This is a genomic window from Streptomyces sp. NPDC111656 (assembly GCF_055656965.1).
Map to the genome: position 1 here is coordinate 414373 of NZ_JBVKCA010000001.1, position 20501 is coordinate 434873.

The following is a 20501-nucleotide window of genomic DNA, read 5'->3' on the forward strand; positions in this document are numbered from 1 at the left end:
CCGGCTGATCAGCGGGCCGGAACCCGTCGGTGGGACAGACGAGGACCGGGGCGTGAGCGACGATGCGCCGACGCCGTTCTCGCCGACGACCGTGGCGTCGTTCACCGGCACGTTCGCCGCGCCCGCCGAGGCACAGCGGGGCGCCTGGCAGGCCGTCGCCGCCGGCCGGTACGCGCCGGTGGTCGCGCCTCGCCGAGCCGGCCGACGCCGACCGGCTGACCTGGTTCCCGGCCGAGGCGATCGGCGAGTCCGGGGTCGCGTTCGGCGCCCCGCCGGTGGTGGCCCGCGCGCACCACGGGTCGATCTCCCGCGAGCAGGCAATACGGCGCATCGGAGGCAACCATGACCATCACCGTCGTCGGAGCCGGACTGGGCGGCCTGGCCCTGGCCCGTGTGCTGCACGTGAACGGCATCGACGCCGTCGTGTACGAACGGGAATCGTCGCGAGGCGCGCGCGGTCAGGGCGGCATGCTTGATCTGCACTCCGGGACCGGGCAGCGGGCGATGCGTGAGGCCGGCCTGATCGACCAGTTCCACGCGATTGCCCGTCGTGAAGGCCAGGACCTGCGGCTTCTCGAGCCGGACGGCACTCTGCTGCTGCAGGAGGATACGCCCGACGACGCCCCGCTCGAGCGACCTGAGGTCGACCGTGCCGATCTGCGCAGCCTGCTGCTGGACTCTCTCCCCGAACACGCGGTGCGCTGGGGCCACGCGTTCGAAGCCGCCGACCATGGCCTGCTGCACTTCGCCGACGGCAGCAGTGCGACGTATGATCTGCTGGTCGGCGCCGATGGCGCGGACTCCCGGGTCCGCGCGCTGCTCACCGACGCCCGCCCGGCGCACACGGGCCAAAGCGTCGTCGAGCTCGGTATTCCCGACATCGACCGCACTCACCCCGACCTCGCCGCGATGGTGGGGCGCGGCAACTACTGGGTGCTCGGCGACGGACAGTCCCTGTCGGCGCAGCGGAACGGCGACGGCCGCGTACGCGTCTACCTCGGCTTCTACAACACCACCGAGGACTGGTTCGCGACCAGTGGGGTCCCGTTCGGCGATCCGGCCGCCGCCCGGATGCGGCTGATCGACCTCTTCACCGGCTGGGACTCACGGTTCACCGCACTGATCGCAGCCTGCGACGACACGGTCCTGCCGCGGTCCCTCACCACTCTCCCGGTCGGCCTGACCTGGCCGTCGGCGCCGGACGTCACCCTGCTCGGTGATGCCGCGCACCTGATGCCGCCGGTGGGGCAGGGCGCCAACATGGCGCTGCTCGACGGCGCCCTGCTCGGCCTCGCGCTGGCCGCGCACCCGGACGACTTTCCCGCCGCCGTCAAAGAGTACGAACGCGAGATGTTCGAACGCACCAGCGCTGCAGGCCGGCAGTCCGCGGACGTCCAGGAAATCCTGACGTCGCCGGACGCCGGCCGGAAAATGCTCGCGTTCTTCCAACGCGGTGTCCGTTAGGCGTGGTGTCCGTTAGGCCCGTCCTGATGCTTTCGTCTCTGTCGTTGCCGTGGCATCGAGGGACGAGCGACGTAGGAGCCGGGCCGAGCGGATCATCTGTGTGTCGGCGGCTCGGCGGCTCGGCGGCGCAGCCGGCCCGCGTTGTCAGTGGCCGTCCGTAGCATGGTCGTCAACATCCCAACGATCCAGTCGGGTTGTTGCTGATGCCCCGCCCGGAACAGCGCCCGGTGCGGGGCTCGCTGCTGTCAGAAGCCTTCCCGACCAAAGACGCGAGGAAGCGGCCCGATCGGGGAGCGGGTACGAGCCGGGACGGGCGGGCGAGGTCGTGGCCGCGGGCTCCGTCCTCGTCGCCCTCCCCACGATCCTGGTCTTCCTGCTCCTGCAACGGCATTTCGTCGCGGGCCTGGCACGGGGGTCCACCAAGGGCTGAGCCGCGCGTCACTCGCAGCCGACGCCGTCCCCGTCGCGGTCGAGGTGGCGGCCGTAGCCGGGGTCTCCCACGTGGACGGGCGCGGCACCCGCCGCCCGGGCCGCGGCGCAGTTCTCGTAGTACACGGAGCCCCCGCCGCTGTCGTCGCTGCCGCCACCGCCCGCGGCGGCGGGCCCCGCGGTGACCGTCGCGCGTACGGTCCTCGTGCTCCGCACGGTCACGGTCGCGGCGGGCGTCGCCGTGACCGTTTCCGTGGCCGTCCGCGTCGCGGTCGCGGTCGTCGTGGCGGTGACGGTGGTGGTCGGACCGGGCTTCGCCGCGGCGGACTCGGTGGTGTCCCCGCCGCTGTGGCCGATGCCGACGCCGATGAAGAGGGCCACGGCCAGCGCGGGCAGTACGTAGCGCTTGCGGGCCCAGCCCGGACCGGTGCGGGCCGATGCGGCGGGTGGTGTCGTGTACGGGTTGGTCATGTCGTCCCCCCTGAGGTGATTCGAGTGGGATGACGGTAGTGCCGCTGATGTGTCCGAAGGGGAGGAGCGGGAGTTGCGTGACCCACCCGTGACTCCTTGTCGCGTTCGGAGTTGAACCGGGCATGAAGAAGCGCAGCATGCTCGCCATCGCCTCCCTCGCCACCGGGTTCGTCGTCGCGGCGATCACCCCGTCCCACGCCGTCGATGGCGACTCCCTGGGCGACCTGCCCGTCAAGGACACGCTCAGCAGCCTCGACCACACGCTCAGCAGCGACAGCCTGGCCGTGGACGACACCGCGCTCGGCCAGGACGGCTGAGGCGCCGGGACGGACACGCGGCGCCGGTGCTCCCCGGGACGGAGCACCGGCGCCGCGCCGTCGGCTCCCTCATCTGCGGCTGGTTTCCGTGGCAGGGTGAAGCGGGCAAGCCTCAGGGGGCCAATAGAAGAGGGGGAACTGTCCGTGATCGTCTGGATCAACGGAGCGTTCGGTGCGGGGAAGACCACCACCGCACGGGAACTGATCGACCTGATCCCGAACAGCACGCTCTTCGACCCCGAGGTGATCGGCGGCGAGCTCGCGCACCTGCTGCCCGCCAAACGCCTCGCCGAAGTCGGCGACTTCCAGGACCTGCCGATCTGGCGGCGCCTGGTGGTCGACACCGCTGCCGCCCTGCTCGCCGAGCTCGGCGGCGTGCTCGTGGTTCCCATGACCCTGCTGCGCCAGGAGTACCGTGACGAGATCTTCGGCGGCCTCGCCTCGCGCCGGATCGAAGTACGCCATGTGCTCCTCGCCCCGGCGGAAACGATCCTGCGGGCGCGCATAGCCGGCCGGGAGATACCCGAGGACCTCCCCGACGGCGAGATACGGGTGCGTCAGTGGTCCTACGACCACATCGAGCCCTACCGCGCGGCGCTCGCCTCCTGGCTCACCGCCGACGCCCACCCCGTCGACACCAGCGCCCTCACCCCGTACGACACCGCGGTGCGCGTCGCCGAAGCCGTACGCACCGGTGACGCGTCGGCGTGCGACATCGTGCAGACCCCCGAACCGACCTCCGAGACCGTCGCCGCCGGAGTTCTTCTCTTCGACGAGGAGGACCGGGTGCTGCTCGTCGACCCCACCTACAAGGCGGGCTGGGAGTTTCCCGGCGGCGTCGTCGAACCGGGAGAGGCTCCCGCGCGTGCCGGCATGCGCGAGGTCGCCGAGGAGACCGGCATACGGCTCGAGGACGTACCCGGTCTGCTGGTGGTGGACTGGGAGCCGCCCGCACCCCCGGGCTACGGCGGTCTGCGCTTTCTCTTCGACGGCGGCCGCCTCGACTCCGACGAGGCCCGCCGGCTGCTGCTCCCCGGCCCCGAACTGCGCGCCTGGCGCTTCGTGACCGAGCGGGAGGCCGCGGACCTGCTGCCACCGGTGCGCTACGAGCGGCTGCGCTGGGCCCTGCGGGCGCGGGAGCGCGGCGCCGCGCTCTACCTGGAGGCCGGTATACCGCTCGGCTGACGTCGATGCCGGGCCACCCCTCGGCCGACGTCGACGGCGTACAGACACGGGGTGGTCCGGCGCCGACGGTCAACGGCGCACGGAGCGGAGGCTGTTCACCAGGCCAAGCCAGAGAGGCCTCGCCGGGTGGCGAGGGCCCCTCTCGGCCGGGTGGTCAGCTCGCCGCGTACTTCTGGAGGAACAGCGCCTCCGTGACCGACAGACGCTCCAACTCGTCGGGGGAGACGCTCTCGTTCGCGGCGTGGATCTGCGCCTGCGGCTCGCTCAGGCCGATGAGGAGGATCTCCGCGTGCGGGTAGAGCGAGGCGAGGGTGTTGCACAGCGGGATGGAACCGCCCTGGCCCGCGGACTGCATCTCCTCGCCCGGGTAGGCGACCGCCATCGCCTCGGCCATCGCCGTGTACGCCGGGCTGGAGGTGTCGGCGCGGAACGGCTGGCCCTGGCCGATCTGCTCGGTGCTCACCCGCGCGCCCCACGGCGTGCGCGCCTCCAGATGGGCCTGCAGGAGCTTGGACGCCTCGACCGCGTCCACGCCCGGCGGCACCCGCAGGCTCACCAGCGCACGCGCGCCCGCCTGCACGGACGGGGTGGCGCCGACGACCGGCGGGCAGTCGATGCCGAGCACGGTGACGGCCGGACGCGCCCAGATGCGGTCGGCGACCGTACCCGAGCCGATCAACTCGACCCCGTCCAGCACCTTGGCGTCCTTGCGGAACGCCTCCTCCTCGTACTGCAAGCCTTCCCAGCGCGCGTCCCCGGTCAGCCCGTCGATCGTCGTCGAACCGTCCTCGGCGCGCAGCGAGTCCAGTACGCGGATCAGCGCGCCCAGCGCGTCGGGCGCCGCCCCGCCGAACTGGCCCGAGTGCAGATTGCCTTCCAGCGTGTCGATCTGGACGCGAACGAGCGTCATCCCGCGCAGGGTCGAGGTGACCGTCGGCAGACCCAGCCGGAAGTTGCCGACGTCGCCGATGACGATGGTGTCGGCGGTCAGCAACTCCGGGTGCTGTTCGGCGTACCGCTCAAGACCGCCCGTGCCCTGCTCCTCCGAACCCTCGACGATCACCTTGACGCCCACCGGAACGCCACCGTTCGCCTTCAGTGCGCGCAGCGCGAGCAGGTGCATGATGAACCCGCCCTTGCAGTCGGCGGCGCCGCGCCCGTACCAGCGGCCGTCGCGCTCCGTCAGCTCGAACGGCGGGGTCGTCCAGGCAGCCTCGTCCAGCGGCGGCTGCACGTCGTAGTGCGCGTACAGCAGCACGGTCTTGGCGCCCTCGGGCCCGGGCAGGAAGCCGTACACCGACTGCGTGCCGTCCGGGGTGTCGAGCAGCGCCACGTCCTGAAAACCCTCGGCGCGCAGCGCGTCGGCGACCCAGTTCGCGGCGCCCTCGCTCTCACTCCTGGGGTACTGGTCGAAGTCCGCCACCGACCTGAAGGCCACCAGTTCGGTGAGCTCCGCCTGCGCCCCGGGCATGAGCGAGGCGACGGTCTCGGCGACCGGATTCGACGACATGGGCACGCTCCTTGTAGGTGCGACGTTGTACTTCTGTGTACAAGTGATCGGGTGGTGCGTACGCGGGTCCCTGGTGTGCAGGGCGCATACGCCCCCGATCCTCCCACAGTGGCCTGCGGCGATGCCCGCCGTAGGATGCTCGGGACCGTGGCGGCAGACGGCTGGACTGGGAGCAGTAGACCATCGTGAGCAGCGAGAACTCTTCGGCGGACGACGAACAGCGGGTGTGGGACGTCGTCGTGGTCGGCGCGGGGCCGGCGGGCGCCTCGGCCGCCTATGCGGCAGCGGTCGCGGGACGCAGCGTCCTGCTGCTGGAGAAGGCGGAACTGCCCCGCTACAAGACGTGTGGCGGCGGCATCATCGGCCCCTCGCGCGACGCCCTGCCGCCCGGCTTCGAGCTACCGCTCCAGGACCGGGTGCACGCGGTGACGTTCTCGCTCGACGGCAAGTTCACCCGCACCCGGCGCTCCAAGCAGATGCTGTTCGGGCTCATCAACCGGCCCGAGTTCGACCAGCAGCTCGTCGAGCACGCCCAGAAGGCGGGCGCCGAGCTGCGCACGGGAGTGACGGTCTCGCGGGTCGAGCAGCACGGGTCCGCCGTGCCCGACCGGCGCACCGTCGCCGTCGTCCTCCAGGGCGGCGAGGCCGTGCTGGCGCGGGCGGTCGTCGGCGCGGACGGCAGCGCCAGCCGCATAGGGGCGCACGTCGGGGTGAAGCTCGACCAGGTCGACCTCGGCCTGGAGGTGGAGATCCCGGTGCCGGAGACCGTCGCCGAGGACTGGCAGGGACGGGTCCTGATCGACTGGGGTCCCATGCCGGGCAGTTACGGCTGGGTGTTCCCCAAGGGGGACACGCTCACCGTCGGCGTGATCTCCGCGCGCGGCGAAGGCGCCGCCACCAAGCGGTACTTGGAGGACTTCATCGCCCGGCTCGGGCTCGCCGGGTTCGAGCCGAGCATCTCCTCCGGGCACCTGACGCGTTGCCGCGCCGAGGACTCCCCGCTGTCGCGCGGGCGCGTACTGGTCTGCGGCGACGCGGCGGGGCTGCTCGAACCCTGGACCCGCGAGGGCATCTCCTTCGCGCTGCGCTCCGGGCGGCTCGCGGGCGAGTGGGCGGTACGGATCGCCGAGGCGCACGACGCGGTGGACACCCGCCGTCAGGCGCTCAACTACGCCTTCGCCATCAAGGCGGGGCTCGGCGTCGAGATGGCCGTCGGCAAGAGCATGCTCGCGGCCTTCGAGCGTCGGCCGGGCATGCTCCACGCGGCGATCACCAGTTTCCGGCCCGCCTGGAGGGCGTTCGCCGGGATCACCCGTGGATCGACCACGCTGGGCGAGATGGTGCGCTCCCACCCGATGGCAGGGCGCGCCCTGTCCGCGTTCGACCGGCGCTCGGCCGTCGCCGCGCCGACGGTTGCCGAGAGCACTGCGACCACGGAGTGACCGTTGGTCGCGGAGCCGTGTCTGCGTCCGTCTCCGTGACCGCGTCCGTGACCGCGTCCGTGGCTGTGGAGTGGCCGGTGGCTGACGGGAGTGTCCGTCGGCTCTCGGTCGGTCAGCTCGTGACCGTGATACGGAAGACCGGGTGGTCGGGGGCGATGCGCCGCAGCTCCTCGGGGGACGAGTCGGGGCCGACGCCACCGAAGAAGACACCGACCTCCGCCTTCCAGCGCTTGAGGTAGGCACGCAGCAGCGGAACCTTGTCGTCGTCGCCGACCTCGGTCGCGGTGAACGTGTCCACCCTCTTGCCGAGGCGCAGTTCGCCGCCGCCCGCGGCCCGCATGTTGTGCGTCCACTGGACGTGGCCGCGGGGGGCGACCAGGTACTGCTGTCCGTCCACGGTGAGCAGATTGACCGGGGTGGTGCGCCACGCGCCGCTCTTGCGGCCACGGACGGCCAGGACGCGGGAGCCCCAGACGCTGAGACCGCGGCGGGTCATGAACGCCACGCAGCGGTTGAAGACGTTGACGGTGAACCAGCCGGGCTTCTGGACGTGCGTGGACATGATGACCCCCATCGGTTGCGAGAGCGCCGCTCTCTGAGTGGGAGCGCTGCTCGCTTTTGTGAGCACTGCTCTCGCTTGAGAGCAGTCTGCATGAGATCGGTGATCCAAATCAAGAGCAGTGCTCTCGTAAGTGTGCGCCGCTCTTGAATGTGTGCGCCGCTCTCGTTTGTGTGCACTGCTCTGAAAACGTGGCACACTTTCCCGCATGAGTACCGCACGCGGAGCACGCGCCCGAGCCAGGATCGAGGTCACCGCGGCCATCAAGGAAGAGGCGCGCAGACAGCTCGCCGCGGAGGGCGCCGCCAAGCTCTCGCTCAGAGCCGTCGCCCGGGAGCTCGGCATGGTCTCCTCCGCGCTCTACCGCTACTTCCCCAGCCGTGACGACCTGCTGACCGCGCTCATCATCGACGCCTACGACTCCCTCGGCGAGAGCGCGGAGGCGGCGCACGCGCAGGTCGCGGGCGCCGGGCCGCGCGAGCGCTGGATCGCGGTGTGCGTGGCGGCGCGCCGCTGGGCCTTGGCGCAGCCGCACGAGTACGCGCTCATCTACGGTTCGCCCGTGCCCGGCTACACCGCGCCGGACACGACCATCCCGGCCGCCTCCCGCGTCGGGCTGCTGCTGGTCGGCATCGTGCGGGACGCGTATCGGGGCAAGGGGGTGGCCCGCACCCCGCTGCCGCCCGAGCTGAAGGCCGAGGCGCAGCGGATGGCCGCCGACCTCGCGCCCGACCTGCCGCCCGAGGCGGTCGCGGCGCTCGTCGCCGCCTGGGCCCAGCTCTACGGGCTGATCGGGTTCGAGCTCTTCGGCCAGTTCAACCGGCTCGTGGAGGATCGCGAGCCGTTCTTCCGGCACGCGGTGGACCAACTCGCCCACGGCGTCGGCCTGGTGTATCCCGAGCCGACCGGGACCCCGGGCAAGGGGAACGGCACGGCCGGTCCCTGACGACGACCGGGTGGTATTCCGTGGAGAGATCGGGTGGTACTCCGTGGGGAGTACGCGTGATCACCTCGTCCGGCTGACGCCCCCGGCGGCCCGTGCCGTCTAGCGTGACCGTCATGGAAGAGCAGCGAACCCCCAGGTCCCCGGTGTGGGGCGGGGTACCGCCGTGGTGGCGGCACGGGCCACCGGGGTGGCACCGATGGAGCGCCGAGGACCATGGCGGTCGGCGCGGTGGGCACGGTGACCGGTGGCCGTGGCGTTCGACCCTGCTGCTCACCGTCTTCGTGCTGGGCGGTTCCCAGTTCGCGGCGCACGCCCAGGACGGCGAACGCACCCCCCTGGACCTCTTCGCGAGGGTGCTGCTGATCCTCGGCACCGGCCTGCTGCTGTGGCGGCAGCGGTACCCGGTGTTCGTCGCCTTCGGCACGGCCGCGGCGACGCTGGTCTATCTGGCCGCCGGATATCCGTACGGGCCCGTCTTCGTCACCGTGGCCGTCGGCTGCTTCGCCGCGGTTGTCGCGGGGCGCCGCTGGGCCGCCTGGACGGCCGTCGGCATGCTGTGGGTCGGCCATCTGCTGGTGGGGCACTGGCTCTACCGATGGCTGCCGCCCGCGGGGGACCGGGCCGGCTCCTGGAGCCAGGAACTCGGCTTCATCACCTGGGGCGTGGTGATCCTGGTGGCGTCGGAGCTGGCCCGGATACGCCGTGAGCAGTGGGCCCGCGACCGTGCCGAACGCGCGCGGGCCGCCGCCCGGCGCGCCGACGAGGAGCGGCTGCGGATCGCCCGTGAACTGCACGACGTCCTCGCCCACAGCATCTCCGTGATCAACGTCCAGGCGGGCGTCGGCCTCGCGCTTCTCGACTCCGACCCGGAACAGGCGCGCACGGCGCTCACCACCATCAAGGAGGCCAGCAAGGAGGCGCTCGGCGAGGTCCGCCAGGTGCTCGACACACTCCGTACGCCGGGGGAGGCGCCGCGCGCGCCGGCGCCCGGGCTCGACCGGCTCCCCGACCTCGTCGAACAGGCGGCGAGCGCGGGTCTGACGGTCGGGATCGAGAAACCCGGCGGCGTTCCGAAGCTTCCGCCGGGTACCGACCTCGCCGCGTTCCGTATCGTCCAGGAGGCCCTCACCAATGTCGTACGTCACTCGGGGTCGCGGCACGCGCGCGTGCGGCTCGAATCCGCTGAGGGCACGCTGCGGTTGCGGATCGACGACGACGGGCCCGCGACCGGCACCGACGTGGGCGGCAGCGGCAACGGGCTGGCCGGTATGCGGGAGCGGGCCGCCGCCCTCGGTGGCACGATCGAGGCGGGCCCGCGCGACGACGGAGGCTTCCGGGTGCTGGCCGTGCTCCCGCTGAAGGTCAAGGAGGACCGGTGAACGGTGAAGGAGAGCCGGCAGATGACGCAGGAGAGCCGGTGGGTGGCGGGGGAGGTCCGGTGGACGGCGCGGGAGGACCGGTGGACGGCGCGGGAGGACCGATGGACGGCGCGGCGGGACCGGTGATTCGCGTCCTGCTCGCCGACGACCAGTCACTGGTCAGGGCGGGCTTCAAGGCGCTGCTCGACGCACAGGCGGATCTGGAGGTGGCCGGTGAGGCGGCCGACGGCGAGGAGGCGGTGCGCAAGGTGCGCGAACTGCGCCCCGACGTCGTCCTGATGGACATCCGCATGCCGCTGCTCGACGGCCTCGCCGCGACCCGCCGTCTCACCGACGACCCGGACCTGAAGGACGTGAAGGTGGTCATGCTCACCACCTTCGAGCTCGACGAGTACGTCTTCGAGGCGATCCGCTCCGGGGCGTCCGGCTTCCTCGTCAAGGACACCGAGCCGGACGAACTCCTGCGCGCGGTGCGGGCGGTGGTCGGCGGCGACGCGCTGCTGTCACCGGGAGTGACGCGCCGCCTGATCGCGGAGTTCGCGGCCCGCTCCAAGGAGCCCGCGGCCGCGGAGTCGCTCGTCCGGCTCACCGAGCGGGAGCGGGAGGTGATGGCCCTGGTCGGTATCGGAATGTCCAACGACGAGATCGCGCGGCGTCTGGTCGTCAGCCCGCTCACGGCCAAGACCCATGTGAGCCGCACGATGGTGAAGCTCGGCGCCCGTGACCGGGCCCAACTGGTCGTGCTGGCCTATGAGTCGGGGTTGGTGCGGCCGGGGTGGCTCGGGTGAGTGCCGGCCGCGCGGCCGAAGCGGACGAGCACCGTGACCACGCGTACCGCGAAGAGCGCGGTCGCCAGCAGTACCCCTGAGGTGATCAGGCCCTTCTCGATGGTGAGCGGGAGATCGAAGAGCAGCGCGGGGCCGGATACGGCGCCCAGCGCCAGGCCCGCAGCGAAGGTCGCGCTGAGGAGCGCGTACCCGATCTCGACCGTCATCGCGTCCCGCTGCTCCTGCGCGCGTCTCCCCATGGTCCGAGTCTGTCACGGCGGTGCGCCCGGCGGGCAAGGGGTTGCCCGCCGGGCGCGTCGGGTCGAAGCGCCGGGCCGAAGTGCCGCGTCGACGAGGTGAGTTGAGGTCGCCGGCGAACCGGATCAGTCGCCGATCGCCACCCGCCCCTCCGAATCCTCCCGTACGGAGTCCTCCCGTCCGGAGTCGTTCCCCGTGGAGTCGTTCCCCATGGACCGTGCGACCACGACGGTCTGCCGCGGGCGCCGGGTCCGCAGCCCCGGCAGCGTGATCAGCAGCCCCGCCACGGCGATCCCCGTCACCACGATCAGACCGGGCCGGTAGCTGTCGAGGACGGCCTGCGGCGAGGAACCCGCCGAGGAGTTCGCGGTCACGACGGCCGTCACCACGGCCAGGAAGAGGGCGCCGCCCACCTGGACGGAGGTGTTGAGCAGACCCGAGACCATGCCCTGCTCGTGGTCGTCGACACCGTTGGTGGCCTGGATGTTGAGCGAGGGGAAGATCAGCGCGCAGGCCGCGCCGATCAGCAGCATGGTCGGCAGGATCACGGCCGCGTACACCGGGTCGAGGCTGATGCGCAGGAACAGCGCGTAGCCGACGACCATGAGCACGAAGCCCACCGCGATGAGCCGCGGGGTCCCGAAGCGGTCGACGACGGCGCCGACCTTCGTGGAGGAGAGCGCGACCAGCGCGCCGGCGGGCAGGAAGGCGAGCGCGGTGTGCAGGGCCGACCAGCCGAGCAGCGACTGCATGTACAGCGTCACCAGGAACTGGAATCCGACGTACGAGCCGAAGAACGCCATCGCGCCGAGCTGGGCGCGGATCTGACTGCCGGAGCGGAGTACGCCGAGCCGGATCAGCGGCCCCGGCGAGCGCCGCTCGACACGGACGAAGACGGTGAGCAGGACGGCCACGGCGAGGAAGGACAGGAGGGTACGGGTCGAGGCCCAGCCGACCTCGGGGGCTTGGACGACGGTGAACACCAGCAGCAGCATCGAGGCCGTGCCGAGGACGGCGCCGGGGATGTCGTAGCCGTTGTGGTCCTTCTCGCGTTCGCTGCGCGGCAGCAGCTTCAGGCCGACGAGCAGGGCGAGCAGCGCGATGGGCGCGGGCAGCAGCATGGTGAGGCGCCAACTGGCCTCGGTGAGCAGGCCGGACAGTACGAGGCCCATGGAGAAGCCGGTGGCCGCGCAGGTCGTGTAGATCGACAGGGCGCGATTGCGCAGGGGGCCCTCGGCGAAGGTCGTGGTGATGATCGACAGGCCCGCCGGGGCGGTGAACGCCGCGCTGAGGCCCTTGATGAAGCGGCTGGCGATCAGCAGCGGGCCCGAGTCGACGAGTCCGCCGAGCAGCGAGGCGAGCGCGAAGACGCCCAGGGCCACCAGGAAGACCTGGCGGCGGCCCAGCAGGTCGGCGGTGCGGCCGCCGAGGAGGAGCAGTCCGCCGTATCCCAGGATGTAGCCGCTGACGATCCATTGCAGCGTCGAGGTGGAGAGGTCCAGTTCGGAGCCGATGGACGGCAGGGCGACGCCGACCATCGACACGTCCAGCGCGTCCAGGAACATCGCGGCGCAGAGCACCAGCAGGGTGCCCCACAGCCGTGGGGTCCAGCGTCCCTCGGTGGTGGGGGTGGTGAGCGGAGAGGTCATGCGGGAGACAGTACATGCACATGCATGGGATGCAAGTGCATTTAATTCCGATGCAACAAACTCGATTCTTTGCTACGGTGCGCCCATGGCGGCGAAGAAGGCCGAGCAGGTGCTCGTGGACCAGTGGCGTGACCTCCTCGCGGTGCATGCGCGCACCCTGTGCGAGCTCGACCGCGAGTTGCACCGACACGGCCTGGGCGCAAGCGACTTCGAGGTGCTGGACGTGCTGGCCGGGGGCACCGCGTCCGACGGTGACTGCTCCTACCGCGTCCAGGAGATCTCCGACCGCGTCCATCTGAGCCAGAGCGCCCTGTCCCGGCTGATCGCCCGCCTGGAGAAGGACGGTCTCGTGACGCGCGGCATGTGTCCGGAGGACCGGCGGGGGGTGCGCGTCTGCCTCACTCCGAAGGGACGAACGCTCCATGCCGAGGTGCTCCCCGTGCAGCGGGCGGTGCTGACGCGGATGCTGGCGGGCGGGACGGCCACCGGCGACTGACACCGCGGACCGCAGGGCGGAGGCCACCACACGCGAAACGCAGGTCGGAGACGACCACGCGCGGGCCGCCCTCGCACGCGGACCGACCCGGACCGACCCGGTCGGGCTCCGGTGTCTCAGCCCCAGGTGATGCCGGACTTCTCCCGCCACAGCGCGGCGAGCGAGGCGTCACCGGTCAAGTCCGGGAACGGCAGCCGGTTCCACAGCGCCAGATAGAGCCGTGCCGCGGGCCCCGCCAACTCGCAGTCGACGTCCCCGCCCGCCGCCACGCCCCACTCGCTCACCGGCGGCTCGGGCGACAGCCGTACGGTCCACACCGCGTCCACGTCGGTGGCGCGCACCCGCAGCACCCGGGGCGTGCGGGAACGCACCTGGCTCCTCGGACGTCCGTGGAAGCCGCGCAGCAACTCGTCGATCCCGTCCACCGCGAAGCCCCGCGTCACCGTGTCCGGCGTCTCGCCGAGCGCCGACTGCGCGTCGACCCGGTGCATGGTCGTCTCGTGCGCCTGCCGCCGTGCCCAGAAGGCGAGCGGCGAGGGCGCGGGCAGAAAGCTCCAGCAGGACAGGTCGGGCGGAGCGGCCGCGAGCGTGTCGACCAGGCGGCGGTGGCCGTCCCTGAACCAGGCCAGCAGTTCGGCGCCGTCCAGCTCGGGCAGGCCGCCGTCCGGGTGGTACGCGGCGTACCCCTCGGCGACGAACGCCGCCGCCCACCGGTGCACCATGCCCGTGTGCCGCACCAGATCCCGCACCTGCCACCCCGGGCAGGTCGCCACCTTGGCGTCGGGCCCCGCCCGCTCGGCCGCCGCGGCGAGCGACCGGCCCTCCTGGTCCAGGCTCTCCACGAACTCCGGAATCTCCATGCGGCGAGTGTGCCGGACGTCGTGGGCTCCGGGGGCCGCGGACGCCCATCGCGTCACACGACGGGGGTCACTGCCGACGCACGGTGGGCCGACCCGGCGGCTGTCGGCGCCGGCGGCGGGCAAGGAGAAGCCCCGGCTGGACGGGGGAGACCAGCCGGGGCCGTATGTCGTGGCCGACGGAGGGCGGTCGCCTCGCGGCGGAACGCTCCATGGGGCTTCAGCCGGACGATCGTCCCCATGGGCTGTAGGTGAGACCCGGGGACACTGTCCCCTCCGCAGCCACGTACGGATCAACGGCCGATGCCCCTGGGTTGTTCCCGCCCGGCTCCCTCGCCCGCTGTGAGGTGGAGCACGCCCGCCCGGTCCGCAGGGGTGCCCGGCGGGGACCAGGGGCGACGTGCCGTCAGCCCACGGCCGCCCGGCGCGTCCCGAACCCGATGAGCGCGGCCAGCGCCGCCAGCGCCGTCACGCTGGTGAGGGCGATGGGCAGCGAGAACCAGTCGGCCATGAACCCGATCGCGGGCGGGCCCAGGAGCATGCCGCCGTAGCCGAGTGTCGAGGCGATGGCGACACCGCCGGGGCCGGCGAGGGCGCCCGCGCGTTCGACGGCGACGGGGAAGATGTTGGCGAGTCCGAGCCCGGTGATCGCGAAGCCGAGCAGGGCCGCCCACACGGAGGGAACGAGCGCGCCGAGCAGCATGCCGGTGGCGGCCGTGGCGCCACCCCCCACCAGTGTCCGTGTGCGGCCCAGCCGTTCCAGCAGCGTCGTACCGCCGGCCCGGCCGATGGTCATGGCGAGCGCGAAGCAGGAGTAGCCGGCGGCCGCGACGCCCGGGTGGACCCGCAGGTCCTGTTCCAGGTGGAGGGCTCCCCAGTCGGCCAGGGCACCCTCGCCGTACGCGGTGCACAGGGCGATCAGGCCGAAGACGAACACCAGCCCCCGGGTGCGTGCGTCGAGGCGACGCGGGGTGTGCTTCGTGTGCGACTGTCCGCGCTCCGGGGGCGCCGGAGGCTCGTGGCTCAGCAGGGTGCGTCCGGCGAGGGCGGTCACCAGCAGGCCGATCACGGTGAGCGCGAGCAGGTGCCGGGTGGGGGACAAGGAACCCGCCACCAGTGCGCCGAGCCCCGCGCCGATCATGCCGCCCAGGCTGAACGCCGCGTGGAAGCTCGGCATGACAGGCCGCCGCAGCGCGGCCACCAGGTCGACGGCGGCGCTGTTCATGGCGACGTTGATACCGCCGTACGCCGCTCCGAACACGAGCAGGACCAGCCCCAGCGCGACCGCCGAGTGCGTCAGCGGGGGCAGGGCCACGCTCAGCGCCAGCAGGATGCCGCAGACGACGGTCACCGGATGGCTGCCGAAGCGGCGGCACAGCCGGCCGGTGAGCGTCATGGTGATCACCGCTCCGGCGGAGACGCCGAGCAGCGCGAGCCCCAGGTCGCTCACCGAGGCGCCGGTCTGCTCCTTGATGGCCGGGATGCGCACGACCCAGCCCGCGAAGACGAAGCCGTCGAGGGCGAAGAAGGCGGTGATGGCGCCACGCAGGCGGGGGAGGTCGTCGGGGCCCCGCACGACACTGTGCGAACGGGCTTTGTTTATTAGCGGCACAAACTCAGCGTAGGTGGCGGGCGGGGGTGGGGCAAGGAGCCTGTCGCGCCGAGCCGGTGACCGCGGCCTGATCACGGTGTTCCGCTGAGGCGATGCGGCCCGGCGCGACTTCATCCGCGAGCACGTCATGACCGGGCGCCACCGCCTCGCCGTCGGGCTCGGCGAGCCGAACAGAGGCTCCGACGCCGCGGCGCCGCGCACCGCCGCCAGGGATCACGGCCACCACTTCCTCCTACCGCAGGCCGTCGGCGTCCACCCGGACACGCGCAAGGCGGCACCGCGCGACGCCCTCGCCTGCGCCGGGGTGCAGCGCGTGGTGTCGCTCGGCCGGGCGGGCGGTATGCCACCGGGCCTCTCCCGCGACGGCTTCCACCCCCTGCGGCGCCTCATGCGCCGGGTGAACGACGAGTGGATCGGCCCTTGATCCGCTGCCCGGACCCGAGGCCGGACGGCCTGGTCGGGTCCGGGCAGGCCAATTCCCACTCTTCCGTTACGACAGACACCCTTGACAGCTTGCGTACTGATTCGCGACGTTTGAGCCTCGCGGAACAGTTCGAGACGCGTCATGGGGGAATGGGGGGCGGTCGGCCGTGCGATCGATGAACAACGATCCTCACGCCTTAGGCGGCCGCGCCGCGAACGGAACGTCCCTCGCGGAGCCCGCGGAAGGGCGGTTGATCTGAGGTGGAGATCACGATCCACAGACCGGAGGAGCTGGGCAGTTCGCTCCTCCTGGCCTGGCATCGGGTGATGGACGAGTCGCCCGACTACGCCAACCCGTTCCTGGCCCCGGAGTTCGCGGCGGGGATCGACAGGTACCGAGGCGGGGCGCACGTGGCGGTCCTCCACGAGAGAGGGGAGCCCGTCGGCTTCTTCCCGTACGAGCGCAACTCCCTGGGCGTCGGCCGGGCCATCGGTCTCGGCCTCTCCGACTGTCAGGCCCTGGTGCACCGCCCCGGGGTCACCTGGGACACGCAGGAACTGCTGCGGGCCTGCGGGCTGTCCGTCTTCGAGTTCGACCACCTCGTCGAGGAGCAGAGACCCTTCGGCAGACATGTCACCGGGACGTTCGCCTCACCGGCGATAGACCTGAAGGTCGGCGAGGGCACCTACGCCGAGTGGCTGCGCGGCGCCTACCCGGGACTGGCCAAGACGACGCTGAAGAAGGAACGCCGCCTGGGACGCGACCTGGGCGAGATGCGGTTCGTCTACGACGAGCGCGATCCGCGGGTGCTGCGCACCCTCATGCGCTGGAAGTCCGCCCAGTACCGCAGGACGGGACGGATGGACCGGTTCGCGCGGCCCTGGATCGTGGACCTGGTGGACCATCTCTTCCGGGTCCGTGAGGAGCACTTCAACGGCGTGCTGTCCGTGCTGTACGCCGGTGACCGGCCGGTGGCCGCGCACTTCGGACCGACCTCGCGCACGCTGTTCGCCGCCTGGTTCACCGCGTACGACCCCGAACTCCGCTACTACTCACCCGGGTTGATCATGCACCTCCGGATGGCCGAGGCCGCCGGGCGGGAGGGCGTGCGGCTCATGGACCTGGGCCGTGGCGACAAGGAGTGGAAGGACTGGCTCAAGACCCGCGAGCTGCGCGTGGGCGAAGGGTTCGCGACCCGCCCCCACCCGATGGCCACGGCGCACCGGCTCTGGCGCAGGCCGGTGCGGGGCCTGCGCAACACGGTCCTGGCCCATCCCAGGCTGCGGGATCCGGCCGACCGGCTGCTGAAGACGGTCGGCACGCTGCGTACTTCGGGCCGGCCGGACTCCGGCGCGGCGGGCCCCCGCGCCCGCTGAGCGGGCTTAGCCCCCCAGGGTCCGGGTGGCCGTGCGGCATCGTGGCATCGGTGGGCGCGTCCACCCGGAGGGTTTCCGGGTGGTGTCGCGTGGCTTGGAGGGGCATGGGCGACGTGGTGGGTAATCTCGCGCTCCGACCGGCGGCATCGCTGCGAGCGGACCCAGGAGACGACCCATCACCGAACCGAAGCCCGTACAGGCGGAGCCCGCCCCGGGAGATCAGCCCCGCGAGGCCGAGCAGCTGAGGGACATGCTGCGGCAGCCCGCGTACCGGCGGACGTTGCTGTTCTGCGGCCTGATCGGGATCCCGGTGTCGTTGGCCGCGTTCTGGTTCCTCGTCCTGCTGCACGAGCTGGAACGCCTGATCTGGGTGGACTGGCCGCACCATCTCGGGTGGTCGAATCCGCCGTGGTGGTGGCCGTTGCCGCCGGCCGTGGTGTCGGGTGCGGTCGTCGCCCTGGTCGTCCTGCGGTTTCCCGGCCGGGGCGGACACATCCCGGCGGGGGGCCTGCAGCCCGGAGGTGCGTCGAAGGCCACCGTTCCCGGCGTGGTCCTCGCCGCGCTGGCGAGTCTGCCGCTGGGAGCCGTGCTCGGGCCCGAGGCGCCCCTGATCGCTCTGGGCGGCGGTCTGGCGCTGTTGTTCCGGGATCTCGTACGCGTTCCCGCGACCGAGGCGAACACGGCGTTGCTCGGTGCCGCGGGCGCCGCGTCGGCCATCTCGGTGATCTTCGGAAGCCCGGTGGTGGCGGCCGTGCTGCTCATGGAGGTGTCCGGAGTGGGCGGGCCGCAGCTGTTCGCGGTGATGCTCCCCGTCCTGCTGGCCGGCGGAATCGGCGCCATCGTGTTCACCGGCTTCGGAGACTGGACCGGACTGAAGACCGGGAGCCTGGAGATCGGACTGCCCGCGCCCTCCGTCCTCGACGCCGGGGACGTGGTGTGGTCGGTGCTCATGGCGGTCGTCATCGGGGCGGCCATCCACTGGATCATCGCGGGCGGACGGATCGCGGCGCGCCTCGTGATCGCGCATCCGTTGCGCAACACGGTGCTCTGCGCACTCGGCGCGGCCGTCTGCGCGGCGCTCTACGCGGTCCTCACCGGCCGTCCGCCGTCCGACGTCGCCCTGTCGGGACAGTCCATCCTGGGGCAGCTCGCCACCGACCCGCACGCCTGGTCGGTCGGCAGCCTGGTGGCGGTCCTGGTGTTCAAGGGCGTCGCGTACGCGCTCTGCCTGGGCAGCCTGCGCGGCGGTCCGGTGTTCCCCGCGCTGTTCCTGGGCGGCGCGATGGGCGCCCTGCTCGCGCCGCTGCCGGGGCTCGGCGTCGTGCCCGGCGTGGCCGCGGGCATGGCGGCCTCGTCCGCCGCCGCGCTCCGGCTGCCGGTCAGCTGTGTGGTGCTGGTCGTGCTGATGGTGGGCAACTCGGGCACGGTGCCGGTGATCCTGCTCGCCGCCGTGGTGTCCTTCGTGACCACCGAACTGCTGTCGCAGGGGCCGGGAATCCCGGTGTTCAGGGATGGAGCGCGTCGAGCGCCTCGTCCAGCGTCGTCGCGGCCATGATCAGCGAGAGATGGGTGAAGGCCTGCGGGAAGTTGCCGAGTTGCTCCCCGCTGGGACCGATCTCCTCGGCGAACAGGCCGACGTGGTTCGCGTACGTCTGCATCTTCTCGAAGGTATAGCGGGCCTGGGGGAGGCGCCCCGCGCGGGCGAGGGCGTCGACGTAGAGGAAGGTGCACAGACTGAAGGTGCCTTCGGAGCCGCGCAGTCCGTCGGGCGAGGCCCCGGGGTCGTAGCGGTAGACCAGGCTGTCGGAGACGAGGACGCGGTCCATGGCGTCGAGGGTGTTGAGCCAGCCGGGGCTGCGGGGGGCCAGGAATCCGACCCGGGGGACGAGCAGCAGGGAGGCGTCCAGGACGTCGCCGCCGTAGTACTGGACGAGGGCCTGCTCCTTGTCGTTCCAGCCGCGCTCCATGACCTGTTCGAGGATCGCGTCCCGGGCCCGGGTCCAGCGCACGGTGTCCGCCGGTCTGCTGAACTCGTGCGCCAGCTTCAGGCCGCGGTCGAACGCGGCCCAGCACATCACCCGGCTGTAGGTGAAGTTCTTGCGTCCGCCCCGGGTCTCCCAGATGCCCTCGTCGGGCCGGTCCCAGGAGTCGGCGAGCCAGTCGAGGGTGGCGGCGAGCCCCTTCCAGCCGTGGTAGCCCGTCTGTTCGCCGACCTCGCGGCCCTCGGCCAGGGCGTAGAGGGCCTCGCCGTAGATGTCGAGCTGCAGTTGGTCACTGGCCGCGTTGCCGGCCCGGACCGGGTAGGAGCCGCGGTAGCCCTCGAAGTGCTCCAGGATCTCCTCCGTCAGATGGGGGTCGCCGTCGACCCGGTACATGATCTGGAGGGGTTCGTCGTCGGGGCCCTCGCGGGCGCCGAGACGGTCGCCCAGCCAGCGGGTGAAGCGGGTGGCCTCCTCCACGAAGCCGAGGTCGAGCAGGGCCCGCACCGAGAGGGAGCCGTCCCGCACCCAGGTGTAGCGGTAGTCCCAGTTGCGCTCGCCGCCGACCTGCTCGGGCAGTCCCATGGTGGCGGCGGCGACCGGGGCGCCCGTGGGGGCGTACGTGAGGAGCTTGAGGGTGATCGCGGAGCGGTGCACCATGTCCGTCCAGCGGCCGTGGTAGCGCGAGGTGCGCACCCACTTCTGCCAGAAGTCGACGTTCTCCCAGAGATCTTCGGTGATCCCCTCGGTGGTGGGGGGCGGTGGTGCCTCCCCGTCCGGCGCGCAGACGGTGAACACCACGGCCGCCGTCTCCCCGGCGTTGAGGGTGATGGCGCCCCGGACGTCCTGACCGTCCCGTTCGAGCGGGATGGTGGCCTGGAGGTAGGCGGTCGTCCCGGGGGCCCGGAACGTCGCCGTCTCCTGCATCGGCCTGTCGTGCGTCAGGTCGAGTTCGTGGGCGGATCGGGCGTAGTCGAATCGAGGTCGGCATTCGAGGGTGAAGCGTACGGTGCCGCGCACCGAGCGGATGACCCGCACCAGGCTGTGCCGGTCGGTCGCCGTCGGGCCCGGCAGGACCGGCATGTGGTCGACGATCTCGCCGACTCCGTCGGGCGACATGAAGCGGGTCACCACGATGGCGGTGTCCGGGTAGTAGAGCTGTCTCCAGGTGCCTTCGGGGTGTTCGGGCGCGAGGAGGAAGTAGCCGCCGCCGTCGTGGTCGAGCAGCGCGGCGAAGATGCTCGGTGAGTCGAAGCGCGGTGCCGCGAACCAGTCGATCACTCCCTGGGACGAGACCAGAGCCGTGGTCTGAAGGTCCCCGACGAGACCGTGGTCGGCGATGGGCGGATAGCGATCCATGCTGCTCTCCTTGTCAGGCGTG

At 71.9% G+C, this 20501-nt stretch carries 19 protein-coding genes and 1 pseudogene; 12 read left to right on the plus strand and 8 right to left on the minus strand.

Translation table 11 applies throughout. From position 1 onward, the window contains the following. Window positions 1-342 precede the first annotated feature (342 nt). Entirely contained in the window at window positions 343-1464 is a 1122-nt protein-coding gene (locus tag ACZ7M3_RS01980; protein WP_472059984.1) for an FAD-dependent oxidoreductase, read from the plus strand. Window positions 1465-1786: 322 nt separating this feature from the next. Then, window positions 1787-1894: pseudogene (locus ACZ7M3_RS01985) on the plus strand (carbohydrate ABC transporter permease); the annotation flags it as partial. Between the two features lie 8 nt (window positions 1895-1902). On the opposite strand, the gene ACZ7M3_RS01990 reads toward ACZ7M3_RS01985, so the two are convergent. Then, the gene (locus ACZ7M3_RS01990; RefSeq protein ID WP_472059985.1) at window positions 1903-2364 is read right to left on the minus strand and encodes an excalibur calcium-binding domain-containing protein; all 462 of its coding nucleotides are present in this window, start codon (window positions 2362-2364) and stop codon (window positions 1903-1905) included. A 122-nt stretch (window positions 2365-2486) separates the two neighbouring features. On the opposite strand from ACZ7M3_RS01990, the gene ACZ7M3_RS01995 reads away from it, so the two are divergent. Beyond that, window positions 2487-2681, plus strand: coding sequence for a hypothetical protein (locus ACZ7M3_RS01995; RefSeq protein WP_095856190.1), 195 nt, complete (start codon window positions 2487-2489; stop codon window positions 2679-2681). A gap of 144 nt (window positions 2682-2825) precedes the next feature. Next, window positions 2826-3866 carry an NUDIX hydrolase gene (locus ACZ7M3_RS02000; RefSeq protein ID WP_472059986.1) on the plus strand — a complete coding sequence of 347 codons (1041 nt, stop codon included), beginning with the start codon at window positions 2826-2828 and terminating at the stop codon, window positions 3864-3866. 154 nt (window positions 3867-4020) lie between these two features. Here ACZ7M3_RS02000 and ACZ7M3_RS02005 read toward each other — a convergent pair whose 3' ends face one another. After that, complete coding sequence (locus ACZ7M3_RS02005) at window positions 4021-5376, minus strand: M20/M25/M40 family metallo-hydrolase (RefSeq protein ID WP_472059987.1); 1356 nt, start codon at window positions 5374-5376, stop codon at window positions 4021-4023. A gap of 185 nt (window positions 5377-5561) precedes the next feature. Between ACZ7M3_RS02005 and ACZ7M3_RS02010 the strand changes: the two genes are divergently transcribed. After that, a complete protein-coding gene (locus ACZ7M3_RS02010; protein ID WP_472059988.1) occupies window positions 5562-6818 on the plus strand; it encodes a geranylgeranyl reductase family protein in 1257 nt (418 codons plus the stop codon). Between the two features lie 112 nt (window positions 6819-6930). On the opposite strand, the gene ACZ7M3_RS02015 is transcribed toward ACZ7M3_RS02010, so the two are convergent. After that, window positions 6931-7380 (minus strand): nitroreductase family deazaflavin-dependent oxidoreductase, encoded by a 450-nt coding sequence (locus ACZ7M3_RS02015; protein ID WP_472059989.1) that lies wholly within the window; start codon window positions 7378-7380, stop codon window positions 6931-6933. 205 nt (window positions 7381-7585) lie between these two features. Between ACZ7M3_RS02015 and ACZ7M3_RS02020 the strand changes: the two genes are divergently transcribed. The 3 genes from ACZ7M3_RS02020 to ACZ7M3_RS02030 all read left to right on the plus strand — a co-directional run bounded on the left by ACZ7M3_RS02020 (window position 7586) and on the right by ACZ7M3_RS02030 (window position 10490). After that, a complete protein-coding gene (locus ACZ7M3_RS02020; RefSeq protein WP_472059990.1) occupies window positions 7586-8323 on the plus strand; it encodes a TetR/AcrR family transcriptional regulator in 738 nt (245 codons plus the stop codon). A gap of 113 nt (window positions 8324-8436) precedes the next feature. Then, window positions 8437-9702 (plus strand): sensor histidine kinase, encoded by a 1266-nt coding sequence (locus ACZ7M3_RS02025; RefSeq protein WP_472059991.1) that lies wholly within the window; start codon window positions 8437-8439, stop codon window positions 9700-9702. Between the two features lie 122 nt (window positions 9703-9824). After that, complete coding sequence (locus ACZ7M3_RS02030; RefSeq protein ID WP_472060994.1) at window positions 9825-10490, plus strand: response regulator transcription factor; 666 nt, start codon at window positions 9825-9827, stop codon at window positions 10488-10490. Here the strand turns inward: ACZ7M3_RS02030 and ACZ7M3_RS02035 are convergent. Together ACZ7M3_RS02035 and ACZ7M3_RS02040 are read right to left on the minus strand one after the other, a co-directional pair. Continuing rightward, window positions 10451-10729 (minus strand): DUF6332 family protein, encoded by a 279-nt coding sequence (locus tag ACZ7M3_RS02035; RefSeq protein WP_452963296.1) that lies wholly within the window; start codon window positions 10727-10729, stop codon window positions 10451-10453. The genes ACZ7M3_RS02030 and ACZ7M3_RS02035 overlap by 40 nt on opposite strands. Before the next feature lie 123 nt (window positions 10730-10852). Beyond that, window positions 10853-12376 (minus strand): MFS transporter, encoded by a 1524-nt coding sequence (locus ACZ7M3_RS02040; RefSeq protein WP_472059992.1) that lies wholly within the window; start codon window positions 12374-12376, stop codon window positions 10853-10855. Between the two features lie 85 nt (window positions 12377-12461). Here ACZ7M3_RS02040 and ACZ7M3_RS02045 point away from each other — a divergent pair, with 85 nt between their 5' ends. Next, window positions 12462-12872, plus strand: a complete 411-nt coding sequence (locus tag ACZ7M3_RS02045; RefSeq protein ID WP_472059993.1) for a MarR family winged helix-turn-helix transcriptional regulator — start codon at window positions 12462-12464, stop codon at window positions 12870-12872. Between the two features lie 116 nt (window positions 12873-12988). Here the strand turns inward: ACZ7M3_RS02045 and ACZ7M3_RS02050 are convergent, their stop codons facing one another. Next, a complete protein-coding gene (locus tag ACZ7M3_RS02050; RefSeq protein WP_472059994.1) occupies window positions 12989-13732 on the minus strand; it encodes a maleylpyruvate isomerase family mycothiol-dependent enzyme in 744 nt (247 codons plus the stop codon). A gap of 403 nt (window positions 13733-14135) precedes the next feature. Further along, window positions 14136-15341: an MFS transporter gene (locus tag ACZ7M3_RS02055; RefSeq protein ID WP_472059995.1), complete on the minus strand. Its 1206-nt coding sequence runs from the start codon at window positions 15339-15341 to the stop codon at window positions 14136-14138. 127 nt (window positions 15342-15468) lie between these two features. Between ACZ7M3_RS02055 and ACZ7M3_RS02060 the strand changes: the two genes are divergently transcribed. The 3 genes from ACZ7M3_RS02060 to ACZ7M3_RS02070 all read left to right on the plus strand — a co-directional run bounded on the left by ACZ7M3_RS02060 (window position 15469) and on the right by ACZ7M3_RS02070 (window position 18696). Beyond that, window positions 15469-15765: an acyl-CoA reductase gene (locus tag ACZ7M3_RS02060; RefSeq protein WP_472059996.1), complete on the plus strand. Its 297-nt coding sequence runs from the start codon at window positions 15469-15471 to the stop codon at window positions 15763-15765. Between the two features lie 260 nt (window positions 15766-16025). Then, the gene (locus tag ACZ7M3_RS02065) at window positions 16026-17141 is read left to right on the plus strand and encodes a GNAT family N-acetyltransferase (protein ID WP_472059997.1); all 1116 of its coding nucleotides are present in this window, start codon (window positions 16026-16028) and stop codon (window positions 17139-17141) included. 250 nt (window positions 17142-17391) lie between these two features. After that, window positions 17392-18696 (plus strand): chloride channel protein, encoded by a 1305-nt coding sequence (locus ACZ7M3_RS02070; RefSeq protein WP_472059998.1) that lies wholly within the window; start codon window positions 17392-17394, stop codon window positions 18694-18696. On the opposite strand, the gene ACZ7M3_RS02075 is transcribed toward ACZ7M3_RS02070, so the two are convergent. Beyond that, a complete protein-coding gene (locus ACZ7M3_RS02075; RefSeq protein ID WP_472059999.1) occupies window positions 18647-20479 on the minus strand; it encodes a glycoside hydrolase family 15 protein in 1833 nt (610 codons plus the stop codon). The genes ACZ7M3_RS02070 and ACZ7M3_RS02075 overlap by 50 nt on opposite strands. Window positions 20480-20501: the final 22 nt, after the last annotated feature.

Excerpts from the sequence above, each read along its gene's own strand:
- ACZ7M3_RS01980 (WP_472059984.1), top strand. The coding sequence starts at position 343 with ATGACCATCACCGTCGTCGGAGCCGGACTGGGCGGCCTGGCCCTGGCC.
- ACZ7M3_RS01990 (WP_472059985.1), bottom strand. The coding sequence starts at position 2,364 with ATGACCAACCCGTACACGACACCACCCGCCGCATCGGCCCGCACCGGT.
- ACZ7M3_RS01995 (WP_095856190.1), top strand. The coding sequence starts at position 2,487 with ATGAAGAAGCGCAGCATGCTCGCCATCGCCTCCCTCGCCACCGGGTTC.
- ACZ7M3_RS02005 (WP_472059987.1), bottom strand. The coding sequence starts at position 5,376 with ATGTCGTCGAATCCGGTCGCCGAGACCGTCGCCTCGCTCATGCCCGGG.
- ACZ7M3_RS02015 (WP_472059989.1), bottom strand. The coding sequence starts at position 7,380 with ATGTCCACGCACGTCCAGAAGCCCGGCTGGTTCACCGTCAACGTCTTC.
- ACZ7M3_RS02020 (WP_472059990.1), top strand. The coding sequence starts at position 7,586 with ATGAGTACCGCACGCGGAGCACGCGCCCGAGCCAGGATCGAGGTCACC.
- ACZ7M3_RS02025 (WP_472059991.1), top strand. The coding sequence starts at position 8,437 with ATGGAAGAGCAGCGAACCCCCAGGTCCCCGGTGTGGGGCGGGGTACCG.
- ACZ7M3_RS02035 (WP_452963296.1), bottom strand. The coding sequence starts at position 10,729 with ATGGGGAGACGCGCGCAGGAGCAGCGGGACGCGATGACGGTCGAGATC.
- ACZ7M3_RS02040 (WP_472059992.1), bottom strand. The coding sequence starts at position 12,376 with ATGACCTCTCCGCTCACCACCCCCACCACCGAGGGACGCTGGACCCCA.
- ACZ7M3_RS02045 (WP_472059993.1), top strand. The coding sequence starts at position 12,462 with ATGGCGGCGAAGAAGGCCGAGCAGGTGCTCGTGGACCAGTGGCGTGAC.
- ACZ7M3_RS02050 (WP_472059994.1), bottom strand. The coding sequence starts at position 13,732 with ATGGAGATTCCGGAGTTCGTGGAGAGCCTGGACCAGGAGGGCCGGTCG.
- ACZ7M3_RS02060 (WP_472059996.1), top strand. The coding sequence starts at position 15,469 with ATGACCGGGCGCCACCGCCTCGCCGTCGGGCTCGGCGAGCCGAACAGA.
- ACZ7M3_RS02070 (WP_472059998.1), top strand. The coding sequence starts at position 17,392 with ATGCTGCGGCAGCCCGCGTACCGGCGGACGTTGCTGTTCTGCGGCCTG.
- ACZ7M3_RS02075 (WP_472059999.1), bottom strand. The coding sequence starts at position 20,479 with ATGGATCGCTATCCGCCCATCGCCGACCACGGTCTCGTCGGGGACCTT.